Raw genomic sequence first — 19,553 nt, 5'->3', positions numbered from 1 at the left:
ACTGGAGTGTGACATGATTCTTGTAATATTCAGCTGTAACCAACAACAGCGGCAAATACAACAATGCTTAAACGAACACGGCTATGTGCATGACCTTGTCTCTACTTATATGTCGGCGAAAACATTGTTATCTCAGCACTACCCGCTCATTATTGTAGAAGCGAAAGGCAGTGCGGCATGCAGTGAAAAAATCACCCGTATACGTGAGCAGTGTGACGGAAGTTGGATAATGGCTATTGAACCTGAAGGTATGTTAACCGATGGCGCCAGTTATCTTGAAGCCGGCGCAGACGACCACCTTCCGCAGCCCTTTAATGAACGTGTATTTATTGCCCGAGTACGTGCTCATTTAAGACGTGTCGCTATACCCGACATTCAGACAGCTGACACTGATGCGGTCAATGTTGGACCTTTCACCATTGACTCGCGCTTGCATTCGGTGACGGTAAACGGTGAAGATGTGAAGCTAACCGCCAGAGAATTTACTCTGCTGTACCATTTATGTCGTCACCCGAACCAGGTTTTTTCGCGCAATCAATTATTAAGTGCGGTGTGGGGCTACAACCACGAAGGATACGAGCATACCGTGAACACCCATATGAATCGGTTGCGCAATAAATTAGATGCTGTGATTTCTTATCATCAAGCTGGTCAGCTTCTGCAAACGGTGTGGGGAGTGGGCTACAAGTTCAACAGCCAAGGGTTAGCGAACAAAGTCATGAGCGCATAACATACCTGCAAGTGACGTGCGGCACGTTTGCGTGTTCCTCTTACTAAAGTGAGGTTAGACTAAAAACAGGGTTGCTGTGCCTAAGAAAGCAAATATTCCCACCACATCGGTGATGGTCGTTAATATAACGCTACCGGCTAAGGCTGGGTCTATTTTAAGCCGTTTCATGATCATAGGTAACGTGGCTCCAGCCAGCGCTGCGGCAATCATATTAACCAGCATAGCAAAGGCGATAATAACGCCTAACATATAGTCTTGTTTCCATAAGGCAATAACACTGGCAATTAACACTGCCCAAATAGCCCCGTTCAAAAAGCCAATAGATATTTCTTTGCTAATCAACCATCGTGAGTTACTGGCGTTTACGTGACCCAATGCCATACCACGTATCACCAATGTCAGGGTTTGATTTCCAGCAACCCCTCCCATACTCGGCACAATGGTGTTGAGTATAGCTAATACCGCCAATTGGCTTAATGTTGCTTCAAATAAGTCACTGACCATCGCCGCCATTAAGGCAGTTACCAAGTTAACGGCCAGCCACACTGAACGGCGTTTAGTACTTTGCATAACGGGGGCAAAGGTATCTTCGTCATCATCCAAACCCGCCATACTCATCATCGAGTGTTCAGCATCTTCACGAATAATATCGACCACGTCATCAATGGTAATTCGGCCTACTAAGCGATGGCGTTCGTCGACAACCGGGGCAGATAGCCAATTATACCTTTCAAATAAACTCGCTACCTCGTCGTCGGGCATATTGACCGGGATAGCTTCTGACTCTTCATCCATTACATCAGACACTTTTGCGTCTGTATCTGCGGTCAGTAATCGTGCTACGGGAACAATGCCAACCAAATTATCGGTACGATTCACCACGTAGAAGGTATCGGTGTTTTCCGGTAATTCGCCTTTTAAGCGAATGTATCGAAGGACGACATCAATGGTGACATCTGGGCGAAGAGTGATGGTGTCGGTATTCATTATGAAACCGGCGGTTTCTTCACCGTAGGAAAGGGCTTGCTCGGCGCGTAATCGGTCTTGGGCATCCATCGAGGCAAGGATGTCTTGTAATACTGGTTCTGGAAGACTACTTAGGGTTTCCGCTAAGTCGTCGGTGTCCATTTCTTCTAGTGCGTCCACAACATTAGCAGGCAACATTTTGGTAATGATGCCGTTACGCACGTCGTCCGACAGTTCTTCTAAAATATCACCATGAAAATCGCTATCAATAAGCTCCCATAGCTCGTCACGTGTGCGGCTAGGGCTAGACTCTAAAATGTGAGCAACATCGGATGGGGGCAGTTCAAGCAACAGTTTACGTACGGAAACAAACTGACCGTTTATTAGTGCACCGTTAAGTGCACGTAATTGGCTTTGTACGTATTTAGAGACCAGAGCTTCTGCCACAAAATTCGCCTAAGGAATTGGATTTTCTATTGTTCTAGGATATCGCAATAGGCATGACGCTGTCATGACAAATAAAGTGGCTAGAGGACAATATGCTTAGAATATAGCCACTTCGAGAGTGCAATTTAAGCTAAGAGAGGGGGAAGGGAGGCATTCGACTAACGCGCGCTTATTCGTCTTCGTTGAAGCGACCTTCAATTAACGTTTCAATGGCCTTTAACGCTTGTTCTTCATCTTTGCCTTCTACGACCACTTTGACTTGTTCACCTTGGTGACTTTCTAGCATCATGAGCCCAAGAACGCTGTTGGCATCTGCTTGTTTGTCGCCCTTTACAAGAATAATTTTAGCGTCAAATTGATTCGCTAATTGCACCAGTTGAGTAGCCGCTCTGGCGTGCAGGCCAAGCTTGTTCACAATGGTAAGTGTTTTTTCAATGGTCATTACTGATTCAATTCTCTATGTCGAAGTTGCACGTCAGGGTGCAAATCGCTGAAAGTCTTTGCCAATGTCTGGGCGATAAACACAGAGCGATGCTGGCCTCCGGTACACCCTATGGCGATGGTTACATAACTTCTGTTGTTACGCTCTAAGTGGGGAAGCCACGTGGTAATGAGGTTTTGAATTTGCCAAATAAACTTGGTCACCACCGGTTGAGAGCCTAAAAATACTTCTACGGGGGCATCTAACCCTGTCAGGTGTTTTAAATCAGGCTCCCAATGAGGGTTAGGGAGAAAACGGGCGTCGAAAACATAATCGGCATCTTTAGGAATACCATGTTTGAAGCCAAAGGATTCAAATACCAATACCAGGCGAGAACTCTTTTTACCTAAAATTCGCTCACGTATTAATTCAGCAAGTTGGTGAATGGTCAGTTTATCGGTATCTATGTATAAGTCTGCTCGTTCAATCACAGGAGCGAGTAAAGCGGCTTCTGCTTTAATAGATTCAGACAAAGACTTATTCAGTTTTGCCAATGGATGTAATCGTCGGGTTTCACTAAAGCGTTTGACGAGAATGTCGTCACTGGCATCAATGTAGACGATGGTCATGGACCAAGAAGAGGGAAGGTAGTCGAGTATTTCAACTAAATCGTCTGGGTTTTTGGGTAGGTTACGTACATCAATACTTACAGCAACTTGATCGTATTCGTCGACTACCGTATGGGTAAGGGTAGGTAATAAATTGACGGGGATATTATCTACGCAATAATACCCTAAATCTTCCAGTGCCCGTAAAGCAACAGACTTCCCTGACCCCGAACGACCACTAATAATAATTAGTTTCAATTGGCCTCTCCCTTAAGATGGCATTAGAGTTAGCTTAGCGCTGCAATAATATCGTCGCTATTGGTGGCACGCCTAATTGCCTTCACGGTCTCTTTGTCACTCAATTTACCTGCAACCGTGGCTAGGGTTTGTAAGTGCCCCTCGGTTTGCTCTTCTGGAACCAATAAGGCAAAGAAAATATCTACCGGTTGGTTGTCCAGCGCGTCAAAGTTGATGGCAGGGTTACTAGTTACAATAATGGCGATAACACTTTCCAATCCTGCCAGTCGACCATGAGGCAGTGCAATACCATTTCCAATACCCGTACTGCCCATTCTCTCGCGGTTCAATAGGCTCGTGAGTACTGTCGTTTCATCAATATTATCGTTGTTTTTGGCAGCGATATTACTGATGATCTCTAGAATTCGTTTTTTGCTGTTACATTGAACCGCACATTCAGTGCGGTCCAAACTTACGATTGCTTGAATTTCCATAAGCGTGAGTTAATGCTTTTTCAGCTTTTCCTTATGCTTTATGACTTGCCTGTCTAGTTTGTCAACCATGCTGTCTATTGCTGCATACATATCAGTATTTTCAGAGGAAGCAAAAACCTCAGCGCCACTTAAATGCATGGTCGCTTCGGCTTTCTGATTAAGTTTTTCAACATTGAGAATGACATGCACATTAGAAATGTGATCAAAGTGCCTCTCTAGTTTGCTGAACTTGGTATCGACATAATTACGCAAAGAGTCGGTGATTTCGACGTGATGACCAGTAAGGTTGATTTGCATATTTCGTCTTCCTTATATTTATGAGCCAGTTAAAGTAAGCTCTTTCGCTGGTTAGACGGTGGAATCGACAATGATTCCCGGTATTTTGCTATTGTCCGCCGGGCGACTTTAATGCCCTGTTCGGCCAACAATTGAGCAATCTTGCTATCACTTAGTGGCTTGCTTGGCGTTTCAGCCGCTACAAGCTTTTTAATCAGCGCGCGGATGGCAGTAGATGAACACTCACCCCCAGACTCCGTGGCAACGTGACTAGAAAAGAAGTACTTCAATTCAAATATCCCACGTGGGGTATGCATATACTTTTGCGTGGTGACACGTGAAATGGTGGATTCATGCATATCAACCATTTCAGCAACATCGTTAAGCACCATGGGCTTCATCATTTCAGGGCCATGTTCAAAAAAGCCCATTTGTTGCTGCACAATACAATTAGCAACCTTCATCAAGGTGTCGTTTCTTGATTCAAGACTTTTAATAAACCATTTTGCTTCCTGCATATGAGAGCGAATGAACTGCGAGTCGCTACTATTTTTCGCTCTTCTGCTCATGGCCGCATATTGCTGGTTCACACTAAGTTTAGGCAAGCTATCTGGATTAAGTTCAACCACCCAACGACCACTTTTCTTGGTGACCGAGACATCGGGTATAACATACTCAGGCTCTTTAGTGATAAGAGCGCTACCTGGGCGAGGATTCAATGTTTGCAACAAGCGCATAGCTTCGCGTAATTGATCTTCTTTAAGACGGCTTTTACGCATCAGCGTACGATAGTCTTTGCTACTGAGTAGGTCTGAGTATTCTTCTATCAGTTGTTTGGCTTCTTTTAACCAAGGCGTATCATCTGAAAATTGGCGAAGCTGAACCATCAAGCATTCTTGTGGTGTACGCGAGCCTGAACCAATAGGATCGAACATCTGAATACGTTTTAATACGCATTCCACTTCGTCTAATTCAACCGGCTCCTCCATATCTTCGGAGTTGACAGACTCTAAAATGTCGTCAAGGGTGACGGTAAGATAACCAGACTCGTCAATTGAATCGATAATAGCCGTTGCGATGGCACGGTCAGTATCTGAAAAGTGGGTAAGACGCATTTGCCATAGCAAATGTGCTTGAATGTCTTCGGTGGTTTCGCCTTGGAAAATCTGCTCATCGTCATTATTCGAGGGCCCAGGGGCGGGTGCAGAAGACGCTGAGTAATATTCGTCCCACGTGCTGTCTATGGGTAATTCATCAGGTAGGTCATTCTTCTCTAATGCGTCACCGGCTTCAAGCGTATCGCTTGATGCGGTAGTAACGGCGTCTTGAGCGACGTCATCCCCGTCGATATTGTTTTTCTCTAATTGAGGCTCATCACTGCCTTCTTCTACTTCAAGTAGAGGATTTGAGTCTAGGGCTTCCTGGATCTCCTGTTGCAGGTCGAGCGTTGACAGCTGCAGCAGTTTTATCGCCTGCTGTAGCTGAGGTGTCATGGTAAGTTGTTGACTGAACTTTAACTGTAAAGATGGTTTCATCTACGTCTTATTTACTGTGCTCTTATTGTGAATATACCAGGTGCATAATTTGAAAAATGACAATTCTGTTACATTAACTATAGCCTGAATTGTTCACCTAGGTATACATCCCTTACTTTTTGATTACTTAAAACCTGCTCTGCCGTTCCTTGGGCTATTAATTCACCGTGACTCACAATGTAGGCTTTTTCACATACATCCAATGTTTCTCGTACATTGTGGTCTGTAATGAGGATACCGATACCTCTATCACGAAGGTGCTGTATTATCTTCTTTATATCATTAACCGATATAGGATCAACACCAGCAAATGGTTCATCGAGTAAAATAAATTGCGGATTGGCTGCTAGCGCACGCGCAATCTCTACGCGACGGCGTTCTCCACCTGATAAACTCATTCCTGTACTATTACGTATATGGTTAATATTAAATTCATCAAGAAGGGCGTCGGCTTCTTCTTCCTGTTGTGATGAATTTAAATCTTTTCGTGTCTGTAAAATCGCCATGATGTTTTCAAACACGGTTAGCTTGCGAAAAATAGAGGCTTCCTGTGGCAGGTAGCCAATGCCCTTACGTGCGCGTTCGTGCATAGGCTGGTGGGTGAGCTCACCATCATCAATGGTGATTTTTCCCTTATCTAGTGGCACAAGACCCACAATCATGTAAAAGGTGGTGGTTTTACCTGCGCCGTTAGGGCCTAGTAAGCCCACGATTTGCCCGGTTGAGACCGACAAACTAACGTCTCTCACTACTTGGCGAGATTTATAGGCTTTGGCTAAGTTACTTGCGCTTAGTGTTGCCATGGTTAGTTATCGTCCTCGTTATTCTCGTCTTCTTTCGCCTTCTCATCGGTCAGCTTGCGAATCGCTTCTGGTCGAAAAACGGTGGTCACTCTGCCTTCATCATTGTCACCGCTGCCGGTGGCAAGAAGCTGTTCGGTAATCATGTCAAAGGTGATTTTATCGCCTTTCACAGAACTGGTGTCTTGTTGCAGCTCTGCATTGCCGTCTAACGAGAGAGTGCGATTAACCACTTCATAGCGAATTTCATTGGCTTTGGCTGTTACCGGGGTGCCGTCTTCTAAGGTTTGCGAATAACTTGCTGGCGCGCCTCTGGCGATGAATATTTCACGGCCTTCGCCTTCTGTTGCAACCACTTCCACTTCATCTGCGTTAATCACTAACGTGCCTTGGGAAATACGCACGTTATCCTTAAACAACGAGGTTTTATTCTTACCATCAACAAACTGCGATTTAGAATCTACCTTTATCGGTTTGTTAAAGTCGCTTTCTGTCGCCGACGCTGTAACTGCAAAAAAACCTAAAATTAGGCTAGTTGCTAGGGGAATAAATGGTTTGTACATGGTCAATTAGCTCATATTCCTGGGTACGTAAATTAGCGTTAAACCCGTTGCTATTAATTACATATCGCAAGCCTCGAATTTCCACTGGCTCGTCAGAAGCCATTTGCTTGCTGTTCAAATTGATTTCTATAAACGCCGTTTGTATGGTTCTTACAAAATCATCTTGGCTTTGGTTTTCAATTAAAACATTATTTTCTAATTGAATTAATTCGTTGTTGTACAGCGTCCCTTCAACGGCGGTGACTTCCCACGGTGCTTTTGCATTGTCGCTATATAAGGTATATCTGGGCTGTTGAAACAAAACAAACCCCAATTGATCGTAGTGTTCCATTGCGCGCGCAAATACTTTGTGATTTAACGCTCCGTCTTTATCGTATAAGGTGGTGGTGATATTTTTGGCTGTATATGCAGGCTGCAGCGCGTCTAGGCTTTTATCTCTTGCCAATGTTGGTTCTTCTTTCATCCAGGTTGGCAAGTACATTAATAAGGCCAACGTAAAAAGTGCAGAAATACTCAACCCTAAGCGATTAAAGCCAAATAAGTTCATACACTGGCTCCGTGTATGCCATGCAATTTGCCGTGCACTTGTAACAAGGTATCACAAATTTCTCTCACTGCACCAAACCCGCCGCGGGTTTCCAACACCCAATTGGCTTGGGCTTTCACCGTCGGGTGGGCATCGTTAACTGCAATTTTAATCGCCGCGTGTTCGAACATGCCGGTGTCTGGCATATCGTCACCTACCGCAGCAACGTGCTCACTGGAAAGGGACAACGAACGCATTAAATCTTGTAGGGCGTCAGCTTTGTTTTCTTCACCTTGAATAATAGGGTCAACATTCAGTGCCTTCATTCTATTTTCAACAATAGCAGAGCGGCGCCCAGTAATGACTGCTACGGGAATCCCTGCCTTCACCAATGCTTTTACACCGTAACCATCGCGGGTATGGAATGCTTTAAGTTCTTCGCCGGCGTTTCCAAGATAAATACGACCATCTGAAAATACACCGTCGACGTCGCACACAAGTAATTTCACCTGGGCCAATTGAGTGTATAGGGTGCGGGGTAATGAAGTATAAAGTGTCGTTTCTGTCATGATAGTCACTATAGCACGCCTGCTTTTAATAACATGTGCATATTGAAGGCACCTAACGGCTGGCGATGCTCATCAACCACCATAAGTGCGCTAATTTTAAAGGTTTCCATTACATTTATTGCTTCAACGGCGAGTTGCTCAGGGTGGGCAACCTTGCCACCTTTCGTCATCACTTCCGCAACTTTTGCGGTATGCAAATTCAGCCTGGCATCTAGAATGCGGCGTAAATCGCCATCGGTAAATACGCCCACTAGCGTATTTTTATCATCCACAATACCTGTCATGCCCAGTCCCTTCTTCGAGACTTCTAGGAGTGCTTCTGCCACCGATACATGGTGATTTACGATGGGAAGGTCATCGCCAGTAAGCATGATGTCGCTCACTTTTAAAAGTAACTTTCTTCCTAAACTGCCGCCGGGGTGAGACAACGCAAAATCGTCAGAGGTAAAGCCTCTGTCATCCAGCAAAGCGACGGCTAAGGCGTCGCCCATAACTAACGTAGCGGTAGTGCTGCTAGTGGGTGCAAGCCCCAAAGAACAAGCTTCTTTTTCCACACTGATATCCAACACAATATTGGCGTGTTGCCCCAACGCGCTCTGCCGGCTATTTGTCATGGCAATAATGGGTACATTTAAGCGTTTAACCACGGGAAGCAAGTTGACCAGTTCAGCGGTTTCGCCAGAGTTAGAAATGGCAATAAGGACATCATTTTTAGATAACATGCCTAAATCGCCATGATTGGCTTCCCCAGGGTGCATGAAAAACGCAGGGGTGCCTGTACTCGCTAGCGTCGCGGCAATTTTATTACCAATATGGCCAGATTTCCCCATTCCGCTTACTACCACTTTACCTTTGCATTGACGCAGTAAGTGACAGGCGTCAACAAAATGGGCGTCCAAGCGATGGTTGAGGGCACTGATGGCTTTCGCTTCGATGTCAATTACGCGTTTTGCTGACGCGATAAAGGAGTTCTCTGTATTCGTCATTATCCAAAGAGCCAAATTTGATAACCGATAAAGCTAGCAAGGAATAATGCCCCATTCGTGCGGGAGATTATTCGTTTGCCAATAAGGTCAAAGCTAAATAAAAACAACAACAGGGTTAGCCCAAGCATTACCCACATATCTCGGTTAAATACATCAGGGTCGAGTAGTCCAGGGGCTATCAACCCTGGCATTCCCAGTACGGCCAACAAATTGAATATGTTCGAGCCAATAATATTACCTAATGCTAGGTCATCTTCACCTTTCAAAACCCCTGCGATGCTGGCAGCTAATTCAGGCAAACTTGTGCCAAATGCAATGATGGTTAAGCCAATAACCAAGTCGGAAATACCAAAGTAGCGCGCAATCTCTACCGCTGAATCTACCAAGAAGTGTGCACTTAAGGGTAAAAGAACCAGTCCGACACCGATCCATATGAGTGCTGAAGTGGTTGATACGTTTGAGGGAATTTCGTCGGCAGTTTCGGCAACAAGGGGGTCTTCTTTATCTACTTGTAGAGATAGCCAAGCCATCATGGCCAAGACAAAGACAAATAAGCCCATTAAAATTAAGCCTTCGTAGCTGGCTAATTCACCGTCAAACAAAAATGCTACGGCAATTAGGGTAATGACTAATAAGGCGGGAAGTTCTCGTTTAAGTGTTGTTGAAGCCACCACTAGAGGTTTAACCAACGCGGTTATACCTAGTACTAGCGCAATGTTAGTGATATTCGAGCCTAAGGCATTGCCAACGGCGGTGTTCATATTGCCATTGGCTGACGCCATAGCAGAAACAACAATCTCCGGCGCCGAAGACCCCATTGCAACAATAGTCAGGCCTATCATCATGGGGGAGATACCAATGTTTTTGGCGAGGGCAGACGCGCCGTACACAAAACGATCAGCACTCCAACTGAGCACAATGAGGCCAACAAGAAAAATAACTACGCTTAAAAACACAACAACCTGTTATTTTGATGATTTCATGGGATTGTCGCAAAAACAATGCCATTTGCCTATGGGAACTATGGGATATTTTAATTAATGATAGAATACGGGGATAAAAGGCTCGTGAAGCGCATGACAAATAAAGTGAAAATTGAAGGTAAATCTGATGCGAAACTATTGCGAAGCAATAGGCAATGATCAACCATTCGTTTTCATAGAACATATATTGTAACTTTTTGCTTTTGGCGCGAGCCTTGAAAAAGCGTACAATGCCTCAAAATTACACTCGTCAGTAAACTTTCTATTATTTTTGCACTCATAGGCATAGTTATTGCTCATTCAGTGGGGCTTGCAACCCTTGAAAAAAGCGACAAGGAACTGATGGGGAACTCCCCTGTACTAACGCGTGGTATTTAGAATGCGCATGCGTGGTTACACGGATAAACAAGTAATAATAATTAATGGCTGTAGAAGTGCATCAGGGTTTCTGCAGTGACTAAATTTAATCATTCAAAGGTTGGCCATAATAGAGCTATGGATCATTTAGTTGAAGTAGACAATCTTACCTTTCGACGCGCCGAGCGGCTTATATATGATGGTATATCGCTGCGGGTTCCGAAAGGCAAAATAACAGCAGTAATGGGCCCAAGCGGAATAGGCAAAACCACGTTGCTACGCTTAATCGGCGGGCAACTTATCCCCGATGAAGGGGACGTGAGATTTGATGGCAATTCAATTGTTGCCATGAATCGACGAGAGCTGTATCAGACCCGTCGTCGCATGAGCATGTTGTTTCAAAGTGGCGCGCTGTTTACCGACATGAGTGTGTTCGACAACGTGGCATTTCCGTTAAGGGAGCATACTCAGCTTTCAGAAGACATTATTGCTACGACTGTCGCGTTAAAGCTACAGGCTGTTGGCTTAAGAGGCGCTGCCTCGTTAATGCCAAGTGAATTATCGGGCGGAATGGCACGACGCGCCGCACTAGCGCGAGCTATTGCATTGGATCCTGACTTAATTATGTACGACGAGCCATTCGCAGGCCAAGATCCTATTTCTATGGGCGTTTTGGTCAAGCTTATTAGAGAGCTTAACGATGCTTTGGGACTGACAAGTATCGTGGTAACCCACGATGTGACAGAAGTACTTACTATCGCTGATTACATATATATTTTGGCTGACAAGCGTGTTATTGGCGAAGGAACAGCGCAACAAATTAAAGAAAGCGAGTCTGAATTGGTTCAACAGTTTTTAAAAGGCCAAGCTGACGGGCCTGTTCCCTTTCATTTTCCTGCTGCTGATTTAGAGCAAAGCTTCTTTGGAGGTGGGAAATGAATGTCTTTCAGTCGGTAGGCGCCTCTACCTTAGGTAAGATTAGCGCGGTTGGGCGAGCAGGTGTGATGCTCTTTGGCGCGTTGATTGCCGTGCCCCGCTTAAAGAATATCCCGCTGACAGTGAAGCAAGTTAATGTGGTAGGCGTTCAGTCTCTATTAATTATATTAGTGTCAGGATTGTTCATTGGAATGGTCATGGCGCTACAAGGCTATACCATTCTAGTGGACTATGGTGCTGAGGGAAGCTTAGGACCAATGGTGGCGCTTTCGTTATTACGAGAGCTTGGCCCTGTGGTGACAGCATTATTGTTTGCGGGTCGCGCAGGATCTGCCTTAACCGCAGAAATTGGTTTAATGAAAGCCACTGAGCAGTTAAGTAGTTTAGAAATGATGGCGATAGATCCGCTTCGACGGGTTGTCGCGCCGCGCTTCTGGGCCGGAATGATTTCTATGCCTATGTTAGCGCTGATTTTTAGCGCCGTAGGTATTTTAGGTGGTCACTTAGTGGGAGTGGATTGGCTAGGCGTCGATGCAGGCAGCTATTGGTCAATCATGCAGTCCACCGTTGATTGGAATCAAGATGTAATAAACGGCGTGATTAAAAGCCTTGTTTTTGCCTTGGTTGTCACCTGGATTGCCATATTTAAAGGGTATGATTCCATTCCTACTTCGGAAGGGATCAGTAAAGCAACAACTGAAACCGTTGTGTTTTCTTCATTAGCAGTATTAGGGCTGGACTTCGTGCTCACCGCCCTTATGTTTGGTATCGAGTAGAGGGTTGGTATGAATAAGTATAAAACGGAAATGATGGTAGGTGTATTTGTAGTCCTGACCATTGGCGCTATTTTGTTGCTGGCATTAAAAGTGGCCAATCAATCGATGGCCACAGACGGCGACACCTACACCCTGTACGCAAAGTTTGACAACATTGGTGGTCTTAAACCTCGCTCTGCGGTGAAGGTAGGCGGCGTGACGGTAGGTAGAGTGACTTCAATTTCCCTCGACCAAGGTGACTTCACTCCCATTGTAGAGTTGTCAATATCAAACGAATACAACGGTTTCCCTGAAACCAGTTCGGTATCAATTTTAACGTCGGGCTTGTTAGGCGAACAATATGTTGGCTTCCAGCCTGGGTTCTCATTCGATGGCGTGGCTAATTTGAAAGATGGCGATTATCTGCAAGACACCAAGTCTGCGTTGGTACTAGAAGACTTAATTGGACAGTTTTTATTCAATCGCGGTAGCGACGAAGATTAACGAATATTTAGGTAGGCGGATGAAACCATACGGGGTGTTATCAGGTCTGCTGTAGTAGGACACGATTTAGGAGAGTTACATTGAAAAAGTTGATGGCAGTTGCCGGTTTATTGCTGATGTCGTTGGTAGGGAACGTTCAGGCACAAGAAATTAATGATCAAAACCCTTATCAACTGGTGAAAGGCGTAGCGACAAAAACCTTTGATAGAATTAAAGCGAACCAAGAACAAATTAAGCAAGATCCAGAAATGCTTCGAACCATTATGGAAGAGGAATTGGTGCCGCACATTGATTACAAATTTGCCGCATTTATGGTGTTAGGAAAGCACTTTAAATCGGTACCAAAAGAAAAAATGGGTGAATACATTAGTGTATTTAGACAATACCTAATTACTACCTACGCGGTAGCGATGGGTTACTACGACAACCAAGAGGTTATTTTCGAGCCAGAATCTAACTTTGAAGATCAAAAGTCAGTTACCGTGCGTGCCGTAGTGCAAGATCCTGAGCGTCCAGAAATTAAAATTGCATTTAAAGTACGTAAAGACAGCAAAACCAACGAGTGGAAAGCTTACGACATGGTGGCTGAAGGTATTAGTATGCTAAATAGCAAACGTAGCGAATTTGAGTCGATCTTACGACAAGAAGGCATTGATTCAGTGATTGCACTAATGCGAGATAAAATTGGTAAGCCAGTAGAACTGAATCAAGATGAATCCTACGATATTGACGGAGCATCTGAGTGAGCCTTTTTCAGGTAAGCGAAACCGGTAAAATTAGTGTACATGGGCACCTCGACCATAACACACTGTCAAAAGACTTTTGGGTATGCTTAAGCGGGGCAGAACAGGATATACTGAAACGTACAAAAACGTGTACTATCGACCTCAGTGATGTAGAGCGAGTAGACAGTGCCGGGTTAGCTTGGTTGTTGAACGCGATTAGAGATGGAAAGCAACAGGGAATAGATGTTAGCCTGCATGATATGCCTGAAAAGTTGCTCAAGCTTGCTAAAATTAGTGACCTAGACAGCTTTTTGCCCGTAAATTAAGACAGTGAAACGAGAAAAGAAGTAAGTTATGGAATTGTCAGAGATTGAAAATATCCTTAAAGAGGCGTTAAACCTTGATGAGGTACATGTGCGTGGAGAAGGTTCTCATTACAACATTATCGCCGTAAGCGATGCGTTTAATGAAATGAGCCGAGTAAAACGCCAACAGGCGGTATACGCACCCCTTGCAGATAAAATTGCAGATGGTTCTATGCACGCCATTTCGATAAAAACATTTTCAGTGAAAGACTGGGAGCGCGAGCGCCAGTTTAATATTCCTCAATAGGCGAGTCTTTTTTCGTGGATAAACTTGTAATAAAAAAAGGCCCTGCTCTTCAGGGAAGCGTGAGAATTTCAGGCGCTAAAAATGCAGCGCTTCCTCTGTTGATGACAAGCTTACTAACGGATTCGCCTTGTCGATACACCAATGTTCCTCGCTTACGTGATATTAATACCACGCTATCGTTGCTACGCGAACTGGGCGTTGAAGTGGCGCAACCGGCAGCAAACGATGTGCTGTTAGATGCAAGTACCTTACAAAGCGTAACCGCGTCTTACGAGCTTGTGCGTACTATGCGTGCATCCATCTTAGTGCTAGGGCCATTGTTGGCGAAGCAAGGTAAAGCAAATGTTTCGTTACCTGGTGGTTGTGCCATTGGCGCACGCCCCGTTAACTTGCATCTTACTGGCTTAGAAAAGATGGGGGCTAAAATTGAGGTTGATGAAGGTTACATTCGTGCTGAAGTAGACGGTAAGTTACAAGGCGCACGCATCTTCATGGACATGGTCAGCGTAGGTGCTACTGAAAACCTGATGATGGCGGCCGCCATCGCTGAAGGCACAACCGTACTGGAAAACGCCGCTCGCGAGCCAGAGATTGTAGATTTAGCGAACTGCCTAATTCAGATGGGCGCGAAAATTTCAGGCGCAGGTACCGATAAAATTACCATTGAAGGTGTTGCAACCTTAAACGGATGTGACTATCGCGTATTGCCAGACCGCATTGAAACCGGAACTTTTCTCGTTGCAGCTGCGGTCACCGGCGGAAAAATCCGTTGCACCCATGCCGCGCCGGATACCCTTGATGCGGTACTAGATAAACTCGAACAAGCAGGCGCAAAAATTACCACAGGTGATGATTGGATTGAGCTTGATATGGAAGGCAAAAAGCCAACCTCTGTTCGCGTTAAAACAGCGCCTCACCCTGCGTTTCCTACCGACATGCAAGCACAATTTGTTACATTGAACTGTGTTGCTGAAGGAACAGGGGTTATCACAGAAACAATTTTTGAAAACCGCTTTATGCATGTGCCTGAATTACAACGGATGGGCGCAGAAATTGCCCTTGAAGGTAACTCCGCCGTGTCTAAAGGTAGCTCAGCATTGAAAGGTGCGCCTGTGATGGCCACTGATTTACGTGCATCTGCAAGCTTAGTCATAGCCGGTTTAATTGCCGACGGTGAAACTCACGTTAACCGTATCTACCACTTAGATCGAGGCTACGAAGCCATCGAAGAGAAGCTAGGCGGTTTAGGGGCAAATATCCAACGCGTTAAAGAATAATCATCGTTAACGAAAAGAAAAGGCCGCAAATAAAGCGTAATGCCGATCAGTTAAGAAATAATTTAACGATCGGTTGACCGATCTTTTTAACGGTTCAAAATCCGATATCAGGTTCTGATATCGGATTTTTTTATGCGTTTTGAAAGCGAATTAGCGAATGTTTTTAAGTCTTCAGACAATTTTCATACCTTTGAAAAATATGCGGAGCTTCTTTCTCCAGAGCTTATTAAGCAAGGCTTCGAACAAGCAGGTGTCGCTACTATTCGTAAACGAAGGCTGCCTTTAGAAACAGTACTCTGGTCAATTGTTGGCATGGCACTGTATCGGCAAGAATCTGTCTGGAATATCGCGACGCAGATGGACATCATGCTGCCAGATAAAAAGGCTTTAGTTGCACCAAGCGCAATGGTTCAAGCTAGGCAACGATTAGGAGAAGATGCAGTGCGAGAAGTGTTTCGTTTGATGGCAAAAAATAGCTATGAGTCTACGCGGTTTGAGCGTTGGGCGGGACTCAATTTACTTGCTGTGGATGGTGTCGTTTGGCGAACCGCCGATACACCAGAAAATCATAAGGTGTTTGAAACGCAAAGTAATCAGCATAGTGAAAATATTTACCCCCAAATCCGTATGGTCTGTCATATGGAGATTATAGCCATCAGCTTATAAATAGCGCTTTTGCAGGCTATCGTACCAATGAAATGAAGTTGGCAGAGGAGCTAGTAGAAACAACCCCTGACCATTCTTTAACACTATTCGATAAAGGGTACTACTCGCTTGGCTTACTAAACCGTTGGCACCAAGCTGGTGAGCAAAGGCATTGGATGATACCTGCTAGAAAAGACCTTCGATACGAAGTGATAAGCAGCTTTAGTAAGCAAGACAAGCATATACGCCTAGCGTGCACGCCTCAGGCAAGAAAGAAGTTCGAAGATTTACCTGAATTTATAGAAGCTAGATTAGTAACCAAAACTATAAAGGAAAAACGTATAGGATGTTGTCATCAATGGTGGACCCATTGCGTTTTCCTAGCGACGAGATGGTAGAGTTGTATCGATATCGCTGGGAGATTGAACTGGGTTATCGCGAGATGAAGCAGTCACTACTGAACAATGAGTATACGCTGAGAAGTAAACGCCCAGACATGATAAGGCAAGAGTTATGGGGCGTTCTATTATGTTACAACTTAATCAGACAAGGTATGACTGCGGCGGCGAATAAACTAGGCGGTGTATTACCGAATCAACTCAGCTTTACAAGTTGCGCTATGGCCATTACGCACTTCTTCGTTACTGTATCTCTAAGTAGCCCGGGGAACATACCAAAAATATACAATGCTTTACTTACTCAGATGGGATACTGCTTACTTCCGCCGAGGCGCGAGGACAGGTGTTATCCAAGATGGGTTAAGCCAAAACCCAAGAAATATCCTCTCAAAAAGAAAAAATGCCAGTCAGCTTAACTGACTGGCATTACGCAAATAAAGCGGCCTTTTTTGTGTTTTCCTTGCAAGCGCATTAGTTACTTGCCGCTTGCAGTTCCCCGACCACGGCTTTTATGGTGATGGTTTGTTCGCCACGGCTGACCTCTAACTCTAACGGTGTGTTTGGGGTGGTTTCCGCAATCATATCTAAAGTCTTTGAAGCGCTTTCTATGCGAATACCATCGATGGCGACAATAATATCACCGGGTTGTAAACCCGCCTCAGCAGCAGGGCTTCCATTTGCCACGGCGGTTACTTCAATGCCTTGATGGTTGCGGTTTTCACTGCCAATGAATCCGAGTTGACCGCGGATAACACGGCCGTGAGAAATGATTTCGTCCATCACGCGTTTGGCTAACTCGTAAGGCACGGCAAAGTTGATACCATCTACATTTCGCACGCGATTACGGGAGTCTCGAACCTGGAAGTTTGCATTAGTAATTCCCAGTAAAAAGCCATTGCTATCGACTAACGCGCCACCTGAATTACCTTGGTTTAATACCGCATCAGTTTGAATGAAGTCGACATAGTTCGACAGCCCATTGCGGCCCGCACGGCTGATAATACCTTGGGTAATCGTTTGGCCTAAGTCAAAAGGGTTACCAATGGCCATGACGACATCACCTACATGAATGTCTGGCTCTTTAACTTGTGGAATGACATGTAAGTTATCGGCAGACACTTTTAATACGGCAAGGTCGGTAAGGGGGTCGTTACCCACTATTTCCGCTTCTAGAATTTGCCCGTCTTGCACCGCTACAAAAATGCTATCTGCATTGCGCACAACGTGATGGCACGTAAGTATGTACCCGTTGTCTGTCATGATAACACCAGACCCAAGACTCGTGCGTTCCCGGGGTTGGTTTCTGAATAAACCAGTGTCTTTTTCTATACTCACACTGTAAATATTCACTACCGCTGGCGCTGAACGGCTAAGAGGCGCAAAGTAACTTTCTCTACTTGCACTTACGGAAGGGTCGGAAAACAAGCCTTGCGTAAAACCGTTGCCTTGCCGTAAGTCAGGTAAGAAGAGCAACAGCAACAATGCGACGATTGTGCCGAGAAATACAGATTTTAAGAAAAAGCTAACGATTGAGCTGCCAGTCACGGATCACACTTATTTATAGGTTTATTATTGTCAACAACTGCACTATTGGCGTTTGCTATAGCGCTATTAAAGCAGAGCATAACATTTAATGCATTATTCAGGTTAAATTTATCCGATAGTGAAGACGTATTTCACGGTAAACAACAACGCCTGTTTATAAATCCCCCCATTGAAGCAAAAAAAAGCAGCGCTAATGAACGCTGCTTTTTGGGGGCCGATTAAACGTAGTTATTTAACGGATAACGAGATAAAGCGTGGAGTTACCTCGTTTTACATTGAGTGCGATAACACCACTGGCATCATCTAACGCATTTCTAAAATCTGACACGCTAGATGTGCGTTTACGATTAACACCCACAATCACGTCATCAGGCTTAAGACCAATGCGTGCAGCCGGGCTGTTGCGCTCAATATCTGAAATAACTACGCCAGCATTGCCGGCTTCATCTGCGCCATTTGTTAACGTAGCGCCTTCCAAGGCAGGGTGAATTTGCTGCGCGGTGACGGTAGCTTGCGTAGCATCACCCAATACAACCTCTACGGTGACTTCTTCACCTTTACGAAGTAGCGTCAGCTCCACTTCTGCGCCAGCGCCCATACTGGAAATACGCGCACGTAATTCAAGAAAGCTATTAATCTTACGGCCATTAACTTCAGTTATGATGTCTCCCGCTTCTATACCGGCATCTTCGGCCGCGGATTCCGGCGTGACTTCGCTAACAAATGCGCCAATGTTTACATTGGCGTTCATCGCTTCTGCGAGCCCTGCGTCAATGTCGCTACCGACTATACCTAATAGGCCGCGGCGAACTTCGCCATATTCGGCAATTTGATCAGCCAAGCTTTTCATCATATTTGAAGGGATAGCAAAACCAATACCTACATTTCCACCATTAGGCCCAAAAATAGCGGTATTGATGCCCACTAAGCGACCATGTAAATCCACCAATGCGCCACCGGAGTTGCCTCGGTTAATGGCAGCGTCGGTTTGAATAAAGTCTTCGTATCCGCCAATATTTAGGCCAGAGCGCCCAAGGGCACTGACTATGCCTGATGTCACTGTTTGCGAAAGACCAAACGGGTTACCAATGGCCACAACAAAGTCACCAACTCGCAGTTCGTCAGAATCGGCAAGAGGAATTGCTTTTAGGTCATCAGGGTCAATTTTTAACAAAGCAATGTCGCTTTGTTCATCAGCACCTAATTTCTTAGCCGTAAACTCTCTGCCATCGGTAAGCTTAACGGTAATCTCGTCTGCGTTGTCGACCACATGGCTGTTGGTAACCACATAGCCTTTTTCTGCATCAATGATAACGCCTGAGCCTAAACCTCTAAACGGGCGTTCTTGCACTTGTTCCTGTGGTGCGCCAAAAAAGTACTGGAACATTTCTGGAACTTGTTGGCGAGACGTTTGCGTGCCTTTCACTGCAATACTCACCACAGCAGGGGTGGCTTCTTCAAGCATGGGTGCTAACGACGGCACTTCGTCTTTCTTATCTGAAAAGAAAGGCAGTGCCGCATTTGCGGTAACACTAAAGCCCATAGAGCTAACTACAACGGCAGACGCCAATACATAATGGCGAAAAGACATTTTCATGTTCGCTTACACTCCTTCAGGTTATTGCGACATTGTATCGATTTTACTAAAGAGTCTTAAG

22 protein-coding genes and 1 pseudogene are annotated in these 19,553 nt (G+C 45.0%); 9 read left to right on the top strand and 14 right to left on the bottom strand.

Going from position 1 to position 19,553, the window contains the following annotated elements:
• The first annotated feature begins 13 nt into the window (after positions 1–13).
• Positions 14–730, top strand: coding sequence for a response regulator transcription factor (locus IUA53_RS16365; protein ID WP_196897443.1), 717 nt, complete (start codon positions 14–16; stop codon positions 728–730).
• Between the two features lie 54 nt (positions 731–784).
• On the opposite strand, the gene mgtE is transcribed toward IUA53_RS16365, so the two are convergent.
• From mgtE to IUA53_RS16305, 12 genes are all read right to left on the bottom strand, one after another.
• Positions 785–2,143 (bottom strand): magnesium transporter, encoded by a 1,359-nt coding sequence (gene mgtE, locus IUA53_RS16360; protein ID WP_044056084.1) that lies wholly within the window; start codon positions 2,141–2,143, stop codon positions 785–787.
• A gap of 169 nt (positions 2,144–2,312) precedes the next feature.
• Complete coding sequence (locus IUA53_RS16355) at positions 2,313–2,585, bottom strand: HPr family phosphocarrier protein (RefSeq protein WP_044056085.1); 273 nt, start codon at positions 2,583–2,585, stop codon at positions 2,313–2,315.
• On the bottom strand, positions 2,585–3,430 hold the full coding sequence (gene rapZ, locus IUA53_RS16350) for an RNase adapter RapZ (RefSeq protein WP_044056086.1): 846 nt from the start codon (positions 3,428–3,430) through the stop codon (positions 2,585–2,587). Before rapZ ends, IUA53_RS16355 begins: the two co-directional genes overlap by 1 nt.
• Before the next feature lie 29 nt (positions 3,431–3,459).
• Positions 3,460–3,903, bottom strand: coding sequence for a PTS IIA-like nitrogen regulatory protein PtsN (gene ptsN, locus IUA53_RS16345; protein WP_044056087.1), 444 nt, complete (start codon positions 3,901–3,903; stop codon positions 3,460–3,462).
• Between the two features lie 9 nt (positions 3,904–3,912).
• Positions 3,913–4,200, bottom strand: a complete 288-nt coding sequence (gene hpf, locus IUA53_RS16340) for a ribosome hibernation promoting factor (protein ID WP_044056088.1) — start codon at positions 4,198–4,200, stop codon at positions 3,913–3,915.
• A 29-nt stretch (positions 4,201–4,229) separates the two neighbouring features.
• Positions 4,230–5,714, bottom strand: a complete 1,485-nt coding sequence (locus IUA53_RS16335; RefSeq protein ID WP_196897442.1) for an RNA polymerase factor sigma-54 — start codon at positions 5,712–5,714, stop codon at positions 4,230–4,232.
• A gap of 77 nt (positions 5,715–5,791) precedes the next feature.
• A complete protein-coding gene (lptB, locus tag IUA53_RS16330; RefSeq protein WP_044056090.1) occupies positions 5,792–6,517 on the bottom strand; it encodes an LPS export ABC transporter ATP-binding protein in 726 nt (241 codons plus the stop codon).
• Positions 6,518–6,519: 2 nt separating this feature from the next.
• The gene (lptA, locus tag IUA53_RS16325; RefSeq protein ID WP_044056091.1) at positions 6,520–7,077 is read right to left on the bottom strand and encodes a lipopolysaccharide transport periplasmic protein LptA; all 558 of its coding nucleotides are present in this window, start codon (positions 7,075–7,077) and stop codon (positions 6,520–6,522) included.
• Positions 7,046–7,624 carry an LPS export ABC transporter periplasmic protein LptC gene (lptC, locus tag IUA53_RS16320; protein ID WP_044056092.1) on the bottom strand — a complete coding sequence of 193 codons (579 nt, stop codon included), beginning with the start codon at positions 7,622–7,624 and terminating at the stop codon, positions 7,046–7,048. The genes lptA and lptC overlap by 32 nt, the downstream gene beginning before the upstream one ends.
• Positions 7,621–8,172 carry a 3-deoxy-manno-octulosonate-8-phosphatase KdsC gene (gene kdsC, locus IUA53_RS16315; RefSeq protein WP_044449306.1) on the bottom strand — a complete coding sequence of 184 codons (552 nt, stop codon included), beginning with the start codon at positions 8,170–8,172 and terminating at the stop codon, positions 7,621–7,623. The genes lptC and kdsC overlap by 4 nt, the downstream gene beginning before the upstream one ends.
• An 8-nt stretch (positions 8,173–8,180) precedes the next feature.
• Positions 8,181–9,158 carry a KpsF/GutQ family sugar-phosphate isomerase gene (locus tag IUA53_RS16310; protein WP_196897441.1) on the bottom strand — a complete coding sequence of 326 codons (978 nt, stop codon included), beginning with the start codon at positions 9,156–9,158 and terminating at the stop codon, positions 8,181–8,183.
• Positions 9,158–10,114, bottom strand: a complete 957-nt coding sequence (locus tag IUA53_RS16305; RefSeq protein WP_196897440.1) for a calcium/sodium antiporter — start codon at positions 10,112–10,114, stop codon at positions 9,158–9,160. The genes IUA53_RS16310 and IUA53_RS16305 overlap by 1 nt, the downstream gene beginning before the upstream one ends.
• A 522-nt stretch (positions 10,115–10,636) precedes the next feature.
• Here IUA53_RS16305 and mlaF point away from each other — a divergent pair.
• From mlaF to IUA53_RS16265, 8 genes and pseudogenes are all read left to right on the top strand, one after another.
• Positions 10,637–11,437: a phospholipid ABC transporter ATP-binding protein MlaF gene (gene mlaF, locus IUA53_RS16300; RefSeq protein ID WP_196899583.1), complete on the top strand. Its 801-nt coding sequence runs from the start codon at positions 10,637–10,639 to the stop codon at positions 11,435–11,437.
• On the top strand, positions 11,434–12,210 hold the full coding sequence (gene mlaE, locus IUA53_RS16295) for a lipid asymmetry maintenance ABC transporter permease subunit MlaE (protein ID WP_044056096.1): 777 nt from the start codon (positions 11,434–11,436) through the stop codon (positions 12,208–12,210). The genes mlaF and mlaE overlap by 4 nt, the downstream gene beginning before the upstream one ends.
• Positions 12,211–12,219: 9 nt before the next feature.
• Positions 12,220–12,693 carry an outer membrane lipid asymmetry maintenance protein MlaD gene (gene mlaD, locus IUA53_RS16290; protein ID WP_044056097.1) on the top strand — a complete coding sequence of 158 codons (474 nt, stop codon included), beginning with the start codon at positions 12,220–12,222 and terminating at the stop codon, positions 12,691–12,693.
• A gap of 92 nt (positions 12,694–12,785) precedes the next feature.
• Positions 12,786–13,439: an MlaC/ttg2D family ABC transporter substrate-binding protein gene (locus IUA53_RS16285; protein ID WP_375276777.1), complete on the top strand. Its 654-nt coding sequence runs from the start codon at positions 12,786–12,788 to the stop codon at positions 13,437–13,439.
• Positions 13,436–13,744 (top strand): STAS domain-containing protein, encoded by a 309-nt coding sequence (locus IUA53_RS16280; protein WP_196897439.1) that lies wholly within the window; start codon positions 13,436–13,438, stop codon positions 13,742–13,744. Before IUA53_RS16285 ends, IUA53_RS16280 begins: the two co-directional genes overlap by 4 nt.
• 28 nt (positions 13,745–13,772) lie before the next feature.
• Positions 13,773–14,030 (top strand): BolA family protein, encoded by a 258-nt coding sequence (locus tag IUA53_RS16275; RefSeq protein ID WP_044056100.1) that lies wholly within the window; start codon positions 13,773–13,775, stop codon positions 14,028–14,030.
• Positions 14,031–14,044: 14 nt separating this feature from the next.
• On the top strand, positions 14,045–15,307 hold the full coding sequence (gene murA / locus IUA53_RS16270; protein WP_196897438.1) for a UDP-N-acetylglucosamine 1-carboxyvinyltransferase: 1,263 nt from the start codon (positions 14,045–14,047) through the stop codon (positions 15,305–15,307).
• Between the two features lie 132 nt (positions 15,308–15,439).
• Positions 15,440–16,766 (top strand): annotated as a pseudogene (locus tag IUA53_RS16265) (IS4 family transposase).
• 55 nt (positions 16,767–16,821) lie between these two features.
• On the opposite strand, the gene IUA53_RS16260 reads toward IUA53_RS16265, so the two are convergent.
• Together IUA53_RS16260 and IUA53_RS16255 are read right to left on the bottom strand one after the other, a co-directional pair.
• Positions 16,822–17,895, bottom strand: coding sequence for a trypsin-like peptidase domain-containing protein (locus IUA53_RS16260; protein ID WP_044056102.1), 1,074 nt, complete (start codon positions 17,893–17,895; stop codon positions 16,822–16,824).
• Positions 17,896–18,127: 232 nt separating this feature from the next.
• Positions 18,128–19,486: a DegQ family serine endoprotease gene (locus tag IUA53_RS16255; protein ID WP_044058721.1), complete on the bottom strand. Its 1,359-nt coding sequence runs from the start codon at positions 19,484–19,486 to the stop codon at positions 18,128–18,130.
• Positions 19,487–19,553 lie beyond the last annotated feature (67 nt).

This window comes from Alteromonas sp. B31-7 (assembly GCF_015767655.1).
Taxonomy (GTDB): Bacteria; Pseudomonadota; Gammaproteobacteria; order Enterobacterales; family Alteromonadaceae; genus Alteromonas; species Alteromonas australica.
The sequence above is the reverse complement of the archived record's forward strand: the minus strand, read 5'-3'. Positions and strand labels throughout refer to the sequence as shown.

Excerpts from the sequence above, each read along its gene's own strand:
- IUA53_RS16365 (WP_196897443.1), top strand. The coding sequence starts at position 14 with ATGATTCTTGTAATATTCAGCTGTAACCAACAACAGCGGCAAATACAA.
- IUA53_RS16335 (WP_196897442.1), bottom strand. The coding sequence starts at position 5,714 with ATGAAACCATCTTTACAGTTAAAGTTCAGTCAACAACTTACCATGACA.
- mlaE (WP_044056096.1), top strand. The coding sequence starts at position 11,434 with ATGAATGTCTTTCAGTCGGTAGGCGCCTCTACCTTAGGTAAGATTAGC.
- mlaD (WP_044056097.1), top strand. The coding sequence starts at position 12,220 with ATGAATAAGTATAAAACGGAAATGATGGTAGGTGTATTTGTAGTCCTG.
- IUA53_RS16255 (WP_044058721.1), bottom strand. The coding sequence starts at position 19,486 with ATGTCTTTTCGCCATTATGTATTGGCGTCTGCCGTTGTAGTTAGCTCT.
- kdsC (WP_044449306.1), bottom strand. The coding sequence starts at position 8,172 with ATGACAGAAACGACACTTTATACTTCATTACCCCGCACCCTATACACT.
- IUA53_RS16310 (WP_196897441.1), bottom strand. The coding sequence starts at position 9,158 with ATGACGAATACAGAGAACTCCTTTATCGCGTCAGCAAAACGCGTAATT.
- lptB (WP_044056090.1), bottom strand. The coding sequence starts at position 6,517 with ATGGCAACACTAAGCGCAAGTAACTTAGCCAAAGCCTATAAATCTCGC.
- lptA (WP_044056091.1), bottom strand. The coding sequence starts at position 7,077 with ATGTACAAACCATTTATTCCCCTAGCAACTAGCCTAATTTTAGGTTTT.
- hpf (WP_044056088.1), bottom strand. The coding sequence starts at position 4,200 with ATGCAAATCAACCTTACTGGTCATCACGTCGAAATCACCGACTCTTTG.
- mlaF (WP_196899583.1), top strand. The coding sequence starts at position 10,637 with ATGGATCATTTAGTTGAAGTAGACAATCTTACCTTTCGACGCGCCGAG.
- IUA53_RS16285 (WP_375276777.1), top strand. The coding sequence starts at position 12,786 with ATGGCAGTTGCCGGTTTATTGCTGATGTCGTTGGTAGGGAACGTTCAG.
- ptsN (WP_044056087.1), bottom strand. The coding sequence starts at position 3,903 with ATGGAAATTCAAGCAATCGTAAGTTTGGACCGCACTGAATGTGCGGTT.
- IUA53_RS16355 (WP_044056085.1), bottom strand. The coding sequence starts at position 2,585 with ATGACCATTGAAAAAACACTTACCATTGTGAACAAGCTTGGCCTGCAC.
- IUA53_RS16275 (WP_044056100.1), top strand. The coding sequence starts at position 13,773 with ATGGAATTGTCAGAGATTGAAAATATCCTTAAAGAGGCGTTAAACCTT.
- lptC (WP_044056092.1), bottom strand. The coding sequence starts at position 7,624 with ATGAACTTATTTGGCTTTAATCGCTTAGGGTTGAGTATTTCTGCACTT.